The organism is Paraburkholderia silvatlantica, from assembly GCF_003096715.1.
In the GTDB taxonomy this organism is placed as follows: domain Bacteria; phylum Pseudomonadota; class Gammaproteobacteria; order Burkholderiales; family Burkholderiaceae; genus Paraburkholderia; species Paraburkholderia silvatlantica.
In genome coordinates this window covers 1-8471 of sequence record NZ_QEOL01000054.1, presented here as the reverse complement: position 1 = coordinate 8471, position 8471 = coordinate 1, and the positions used below count along the sequence as shown (strand labels likewise).

At 57.3% G+C, this 8471-nt stretch carries 5 protein-coding genes; all 5 read right to left on the bottom strand.

Going from position 1 to position 8471, the window contains the following annotated elements:
- Nucleotides 1-293 precede the first annotated feature (293 nt).
- Complete coding sequence (locus C7411_RS36560) at nt 294-1070, bottom strand: TylF/MycF/NovP-related O-methyltransferase (RefSeq protein ID WP_110389009.1); 777 nt, start codon at nt 1068-1070, stop codon at nt 294-296.
- Nucleotides 1071-1411: 341 nt separating this feature from the next.
- Complete coding sequence (locus C7411_RS36555) at nt 1412-2797, bottom strand: hypothetical protein (protein WP_133253760.1); 1386 nt, start codon at nt 2795-2797, stop codon at nt 1412-1414.
- A 116-nt stretch (nt 2798-2913) separates the two neighbouring features.
- Nucleotides 2914-3915, bottom strand: a complete 1002-nt coding sequence (locus C7411_RS36550) for a glycosyltransferase (RefSeq protein WP_243413479.1) — start codon at nt 3913-3915, stop codon at nt 2914-2916.
- 250 nt (nt 3916-4165) lie between these two features.
- A complete protein-coding gene (locus tag C7411_RS36545; protein ID WP_110389006.1) occupies nt 4166-6949 on the bottom strand; it encodes a glycoside hydrolase family 99-like domain-containing protein in 2784 nt (927 codons plus the stop codon).
- 74 nt (nt 6950-7023) lie between these two features.
- Complete coding sequence (locus C7411_RS36540; RefSeq protein ID WP_110389005.1) at nt 7024-8277, bottom strand: FkbM family methyltransferase; 1254 nt, start codon at nt 8275-8277, stop codon at nt 7024-7026.
- Nucleotides 8278-8471: the final 194 nt, after the last annotated feature.

The window sequence follows — 8471 nt, the reverse complement described above, 5'->3', positions numbered from 1 at the left end:
ACACTGTGGATTGGCATGCAGCGCGTCATGGATGCGGTGATCACCATCCAGATCCTGCGCGACGGGTACGATACTTCTGTATAACGAGATGCCTTAAGCCAGCCGGCACCATTGCTGATTTGGGCCAGGTAGGCGGCGGCCCTTCACGGTAACGAAATATTCAAATTCCTGCCTGAATTGCGCCCGCTAGGCGCAAGATATTGTTTACGATTCAAAGGCGATTGGAGTGGGCAGTACAACAGGTAGCTGTGATCACTCCCAGTGCTGCATGGAATACGTGCGCATATTGGAATTTATCGGTAGAGAGCTTTCTTGTTCTTCCGCATGACAACAGTACTGCAGAGATCCGGCAATGGCATGACGCCCTCGGCCTTATCGGAGAAGAATTCATCGACAGCCTTCTCCGCCCCATCCCAACAGAGACTTCCATAGTCATGCATGAGGATGAAGCCGCCCGGCGACATGCGAGGATAAAAATACTCCAAAGCCGCAACCATCGGAACGTATAGATCGCAGTCGATGTGCACGATGGCGTATTGGCCGTCGTCAGGCAATTGCGTTGCCGTTTCAGGAAAGTGACCCTTCACGAATACGGTCCGCTCCTCACCAACGCGTCGTTTTACAGCTTCAAAGCTCGTATCTTTGAAAATCCCGGACAGGTGCTTTTCGTCATGGTCGAGATCTTCTTCGGGGAAACCTTCGAAGGTATCGAGCAGGTAGAGCGTTCGTTGCTGACGACGCGCGAAGGCGGCCAGGAGTTCGGCGGTATTACCCTGCCATACACCCAACTCGGCGAAATCACCCGGTACCTTTTGCTTGGCTACCAGGTCGGAGATAAGACAGAGCGAATAAAACCGGGCCATGTCGCCGTTGTGGGAATCCAGGCCGTTTGCAAACCTCGCGGCATCCTCTTCCGGCTTTACCAGCCCGCCCAAGGCAACGTACTTCGCATAGTTCTTCGTGTATCGCTCCGGATGCGAAAACTTTCGCTGCGCCTTCCAATCTGATTTCGAATCCGTTACAGGAGCATCGTCTTTCAAAAACTTCCGAGCGGCGTTCAAAAGCGACATAACCTTCCTCCGCGGTAAGGAAGGGTCATTATAGATTAAGGGAGATGCACGGTTGTGCAGCCAATGTGACACCTAGCGGGCAGTTTGCTCAGTGAGCCGCCTTCTTTGCCAACGGGAAACGGTCTAAGCGGGATCGCATGCAAGTGCGAACACAGCCAATGAAATGGAAGGCCAATCGGCTCGGATTCACTTTGGCAGATGACAGATGGGGCTGACCTCAGTCAACACAGGCACATCGTACGTCGGTGACGCGAGGGGCATTTCTTGGCGCACCGCCTCGCCCCCAACGACGAGCGAAGGTAGCGCTTCAACTAAGGCCAGCCATTACCTCGGCAGACAGCCTACCGGTTAATCTTCTCGAGCCGCCCCACCCCATCCACCCGATAGGTGGCGCGCTCAGGGCCGGCGATCAGGTAGCAAGAAGTAAAGAGTGGCAAAAACATATCTGTGCGCCGATAGTGCTCCATCCACGCTGGCATCAGATCGTCAGGCACAACCGAATCCAAAATGACGACGTCGGGAACATCTTTCGCTTCGTCCAATGAAACTTGCAGGTTGTTCACGTACTGACGGGCGAAGGCGATCATCCTATCTGGCGCGGCCCTGGCGCTTTGCACCTGAAGATTGCTAGCAATTACGATTGCAGCGGGCACGGCAACCCAACGCCCAGAGTTTCCGAGTTCGATTCTCGATAAGGCGACAACGCAGGCAATCACGAGGAACGTGATGTTCTCTACGCAGTATCGTGCTTGGTAGGCGCCTTCTGGGAATACAGCGGCACGCTCGATTGCGATCAACGCTGTCGACGCTACGATGTAGCCAACAACACCGCCCCAAACCAGCAGTATGGCCCGTTCTTTTCTTGCGGCTGCAATCATGATGCACAGCACAAGAATGGCCGGAATCAGACCTGCCGCGGGCATGGCAATCCCGTGACTCCCCAATCCAAACATTGCGGCAAGCGTGGTATCCCCAATCTGCGTCCATGCATACGGCGCAATGCTGCCTAGCTTGTACGTTGCTACCGATCCTCCCGGAGCAGGCGAGAATCTGATGACCATCCATGCGTACGGAACGAGAGGGACAAGGAACGGCACAAATACGCGTATCGCATAAGTCAATGCTTCTCGGACTGACACTTCCCTTTGCGTGTAAAGGACGATTCCAGCCAAAAAGATTAACGTGAATACCACCTTTGCCGTGAACAGAAGGGCCATCGCGAAGTAGGCAACGGACATGATACGTCCGCCTCCTGAGGGCCCGCGGCCATCGGGCCCAGCCAGACAAACAGCCGATGCCAGAACGAATGCGGTAGAGAACAGCGTATGAACGGCAGCGCTCCACCAGACCTGAGAGGCGGTCAACTGCGGCGCCATGACATAGATAACGAGGCCGCAGAATATCGCCCAATTCCTGCATCCAAAACGACGGAGCATGACATACATGAGCCATGTCGAAAGCATGGACAGGCCGATCAAGATCGTCATTGCGTAGCCATACCGCATGCCGAACAGATCAAAGAAAGCACCTTGCACCAACCGGTAGCCTGGTGCGACCTGGCCAAACACGTCCCGCACGAGGTACCGGAGAGTTATGCCGCCGTATTCCCGAAAGAGCTCGAAATTTAGAAAATCATCAAGGAAAAATGCAGATGAGTGAACGCGTGACCAAGCCACAAGAGCCTGAAGCGCAAGGATCCCTGCGATGAGCAATCTGCTATTTTTCATGAGATTTATGGCCGAGAAAGGCGAATTTTAGCAAATACCGCCAATTGCACGTTCAGGACCTCGTTGGAGTGCATGCTCGCAAAACAGCGAGTAATACGACTTTCCCGCTCGCCACACTAGCGGTTAATAAGGTCGCGCACCATGCCAGCCACACCGTCGGCAAAGCGTTGGTAACTCCTGGTGCGCGCCTCTCTCATGATCGAAACAACCCGTTGTATCGGATTGCGCGGGAACCCGCTCCGGCGGATAAAGTGCTGCTCGGCTTCGGTTAAAATCACCAACGCGTCAGCGCGAGCAAACTGTGTTTCGACCAGTCGCTGGTGCAATACCCCGAATCGTGAGACCTTGCGCTCAAGATACCGGTCGCGCGGCAACGCAATCGCACGCCGCACATAAGCGGCGAGCCATGAAATCCTCCCCGTTGGGACGCCAATTGCATTGCGGCCATGTTGCCGATAGCGGACTAGATTTTCCGGCAACATCGCGACCGCTTTCCACGCCGCTGCACAGGCCGCGAGCCACTCGTCATGGAGCCATTCGGAAGGGAAAGGCAACGCCAAGGCAAGCAGTTCGCACCGGAATGCAGTGGCCGTCCCCGTCACGAGATTGCGGCGGCAATAGACTTCGAAGAAGCGCTGCTGCTGAACGAGCGCGCGTTCTGCAGATGAGAGATACAGCGACTGGAATAGCGTTTGTCCGAGATCCCGGTCATCCTCGTCAATCAAGATCGCATCGGAATGCGCGAGAAGTGCCCCAGAGTGTGTCTCCAGGTAGGAGGCCATGACAGCGATCTTGTCATGCGCCCAAACGTCATCCTGATCGGCAAGAAAGATAATGCTGGTATCGAGCGCGCGTATTGCTTGTTCGAAGTTGCGCGCCACACCTAACCGCTTCTCATTGCGCAGCAGCGCGACCCGTATGCCCGTAGACGAGCGTACACGTTCACTCCACTCGACAAGATGTTCCCAGGTGCCGTCGTCGGAGCGGTCATCGCTCACAACGATCTGATCCGGCAGGCGCGATTGATCGGTGAAAGACCGCAGTTGCGCATCCAGGAACGCGATACCGTTGCATGTACACATTGCGATGCCAACGGACGTCGCAGGGGAAGTCGTCACGCTCATCTGGAAAGGAAGAAAGTCAGGGGCTGGGTCAACAAGCAAGTGCAAAGCGCGCCGCTACGTCAAAGCAACGCACCGCCGGTGTCGTTCAGCCGGTTTTCCGGGCTCGCCCGAGGGCGCATTTCACGTGCGAGCCGTGGTACGGCCAGGCCCCATACGTCGGTCATTCTGTTCCGAGCGTCACTGCAGGAACGCCGGGCACCCAAAGCCGCCTTGCTCACAGGCGACCTTGCGCGCCGCAGCATCGTCAACGTCGGTCGGTAATTATCCGGCGTAACCGGTGCTTTACTGTTCCTAACGCGGGCCTCCCCGAATTGACCGGTTCATCGCTCTCTTTCGCCGAACGAGCGGTATCCTCGTTCTCTTTCGCCGAACGAGCGGCATCGCTCTCTTTTGCCGAACGAGCAGCATCCTCACTCTCTTTCGCCGCTCGTGCGGTCGCAAGCTCGGTACGCAACTCCTCCCGCTCCCGCCACAGTATGCCGGATTGCGCACGCGCAGCCTGGAGAATCCGGTACGCGCCCTCGTCCTTCACACGCTGGACCCGCTCGAGCAACGCCAACGCGCGCGCGTACTCCTCGCTGCCTTGCAGCGCGAGAACGTTCTTCACGTCGGCGATCGCGTCACGCGTTTCTTCAAGATAGCGTCGCCCACGCCGACCGTCCGGCTCAAGGTAGGTTCCTTCGCACCATTCGTTCCACGAATGGAGGAACACAATCCGCTCCTCAGCGGGGTAGCGCCTGTAGGTGTCGAGCAATGCCTGTGCGAGCCACAACCGGTAAGAGTCGCCTTCCGTATTGACGTGTACAAGCGCCCGCGAACCATAGCGCGGGGTATTGTCCCAAGGCAGCATCACGGTGCGCCACCGGCGGTACTCCGGCGCCGGCCGACTCATGTGGAATCGCGCAAATCTGTCGTAGTCGACGATCCGACCGGTGAAATTCTCCGGGAGGTCGAGCGAGTCGGTCTCACGGCTAAGCACGTCGGAAGGCACCACGTTCGAAGGAATCTCGTAGCTCGCATCGAAGCCGAGTTGTCGCGGTTGTGGCGGCTCAGGCGTCCAGTCGTCGACCATCACCAGATAGATTCCGGGGAATCCGCGGCGGACCATCTCGTCACGCCAGATCTCGGTAGTGCTGAGAATGTCTGGGAACAAATGTGCCTTGTAAATGCACAGCACCGGCCTGCCGTTCACTTTCGTGTAACGGTCGTCCTCAAAAACGGGCATCAGTTCCCGGATGAAAGCAACGTCATCTTCCTTCGAGTGCTGCTGCGCGATGATGACCTCGTTGTCGCCGCCATCCCAGCGCTTGCTCCAGTTCTCATTTGCCCAAAGGAAGAAAAACGGCATTTTCAGATCGGAATTGATGTAATTCTCGATCGGCTTGTAAAGCAGCTTCTTGCCGTGAAAATAGTAATAGTAGAAGCACAGGCCTGAAATGCCGTACTCCGTCGCCAGTTCGACCTGCTGGCGCATGACGTCGAACGAGCGCAAATCGTAATAGCCAAGTTCACCGGGAATCTTCGGCTGGTAATGACCCTTGAAGAGCGGCTTTGCCTTGATGACGTTGTTCCACTCGGTAAAGCCGGGGCCATGTGCCCAATTGTTCTCGGGAATCGGGTGGAATTGCGGCAGATAGAACGCGAACGTACGAGGCAGTTCGGCATCCGGCACCTGGGCCTCCCGCGACGACAGCGCGATGGAGGGCTGCTCCAGCGCGTCCGACAGGCGCGGAGGATCCGCGTATAGCGAACGGCCGCTGCCCTCAAGCTTGAGGTCGTGCTGCCTCCCTGCCGGCTGTGTCTGCACCGCGCCAGCGCGACCTTCGAGTTCGCCGAAACGTATGTAATGTAGCACCGGGTTCATGCCCGAAGCGGCCACATCCCCATTGCGCTTAAGGTACTGCTTGGCATCGAAATCTGGACCGGGACGGTACCCAAGCGCACCGCCGATGGTCAGGTAGTGCTCGGCCGGATCCATTTTTGACATCTCGACGTCCGGGTGGTGCAACAGGTACCAGGCCGGATCGTAAAGGGAAGACTGACGCAACAGCGCGATGTCCGTATCGTCAAAGGCGATCGCCTTTGGCAGCGCCTTGGGCGCCGGGCTGCTCACTGTGCCCTCCCCTCGTCCGTTGAGAATATTGGCTACATAGTGCGTGGCCTCGATGACATCCTGGACCGGCAACTCGCGCGCGGGGCCGAGCAGGTTGCGGGCGAGTTTGACCTCCGGCGCGTCGCTGCCGTAAAGGCCCGTATAGGGCGTGTATTGACGAAACGCACCCATGCGGCCGAGCAAGACGACGCCAGGCGTGCATACCGCGTTCGCGAGATGCGACGGGCCGCTGTCGACGCCGATAAAGAAGCGTGCGCGACGAATAATCTCCGCGGTTGCGAGAATGCTCGTACGGCTCCTCAGATCGATAGCCAGTGCGGCCAACGGCGAAGGTTCGCCTTCCTTGCTCACTCCGATCTCCACGATCGGCAGTTTCAGTTCCGTCGCAATCCAGCGCGCCAAAGCCTGCCAGTTTTCACTAGTCCAGTCTTTGTCGACATTGTTCGACTCGCGGTGAATCACGCAGTACTGCTCCGGAAGTTCCAGCGAGTCAACCGCACGGCGGTTTGCGTCGTCGATGTAAAGCCGCGGGGGCGCGGAAAGCTTCGGCAGCCCGGCGCCCATCGTGAACGCTTCGAGCAACGCGCCATAGTCCAGCCATTCGTAGGCGTTAATGAATGGATTGCCCTGCTCCTTGATCAACGGAACCCGACAATGCGAACAGATCCGGTAATTGACGTGCAGATCGACGACCTTATCGTACCCCCCATGCCGGGAGATCTTGATCCAGTCTGTCAGGCAATCGACGGCCACCGTCTCATCGACGTAAGGATTCGAATCAATAAGCTCGCGATACACTTTGTTGACAACCCATGCCACGGTGCTGTCGGGGTATTTCATCTTCAGATAGCGGGCAACCGGCTCACACGCGACGATGTCGCCGATATGCTCTACCAGACCGATAACGATTCTCATCCTTTCATCGCCTCAAAAACGTTCCTACCAACCCGAAGGCCCCGGTGTATCTTTCGATCCGCGACCACATTCGGTCAGCGATCTGTATTCTTTTTGCTTAACGCGCGAAGTGGTGCCGTTAGGCGCCAACTTAGCGACTGTCGGACCTGCTCGACAGTCCTCGTCAGTTCCGCCGAAGCTTCCCGTGCCGAACGCTCCGACTCCGTCGCGTGAACGACTTCTGCGCGGAGCTGGACCACCTCAGCACGTAGTCTGCTGTTCTCTTCCGCCATCTCAGCAATCTTGCGTTCACGCTGGTCGAGTTCCTGCGCGTGCTGCTCTTTCAAATCCCGCACAATTCGCTCTTCCTTCTCTGCTGCCGGGCGGACCGACTCCCTCAATGCGACAGCAGCGTCCAGCGCTGCGACGCCACCTGAGCGCGCGGCCGCGCTGGCGCGCAGTACCTCATGGTCATACTGCGGCTTATTCAGCAGTGCAAGCGCCAGGTCGTCTGCGGTCTCAATATCGAGCAGCAGTTCACAAGGACGAACTGAGTAACCTTCGAGCGGATCGGACGCCTCGGACGTTCCCACAAGCGCGACTTCCCGTGCTCCCATGAAAACGTTCCGGCTGCAGTGCAGAAAATTATCCTCGTTGAACGCCAGTACAACATGTGCCCGGACCCGATATCCGTACTCCCTCAACAACCTGAAACAGCGCAGACCGTCTTCGAGCGAGTTACACTCCGCATAAATCGCAGGTTCATGGCGGCGAATCAATTCCCCAGCGCCGCGCAAGACCATGTCCTCCATACCCTCCACGTCGATCTTGACCAGCGCACAGGAAGCGACAGGCAGTTCGTCGAGGGCGATCGACTTCACCCAGAATTCCGCTGCGCCGCTGGACTCTTGATGCCCCGCCCCCGGTACGAATACGTCCCGCAACGATGCGCTGCCGTAGCTCGCCGGCGTTTCGATATCGATCGCGGGAATATGCTCTTCCTTCCCCACCTCGGAAGCGATCGCGTTTTCGGCCCTGACGTTCGTGAGGCCGTTATCCTGGATGTTTCGGCTCAGCAATTCAAAGCTGCGTGCCTGCGCCTCGATTGTAACGACATGTCCATGCTCCCCCACATGACGGGCGAACGCTAGGGTATGCGTACCAATATAGCCACCAACGTCTATAACTGTGTCGCCTGGATGCACCATTGACAACATGAAACTTAATTCGTTTTGCGCCCATTCGCCATACAGACGTAACGAATCGCTGATAGCCCCCGTATCGTTAGCGAATAGTGTTACCCGCCCATGACGAGTATCAACCGTTTCGAACAAATTGTCCGATTGCATCAGCCTCTCCGACACTTCTTTCGGCAACTTAATTGCCTGTTATTTAACTAGCCTACGTGCGACGCTGCGCAGCAACGCAAATCAGGCTCGCTACTGCGCAAGCCAACGCACGTAACGATCCACCCCTTCCTGCACCGTCAGGAACGGCGCGTCGTAGCCCGCTGCGCGCAGCTTCGACTGGTCCGCTTGCGTGA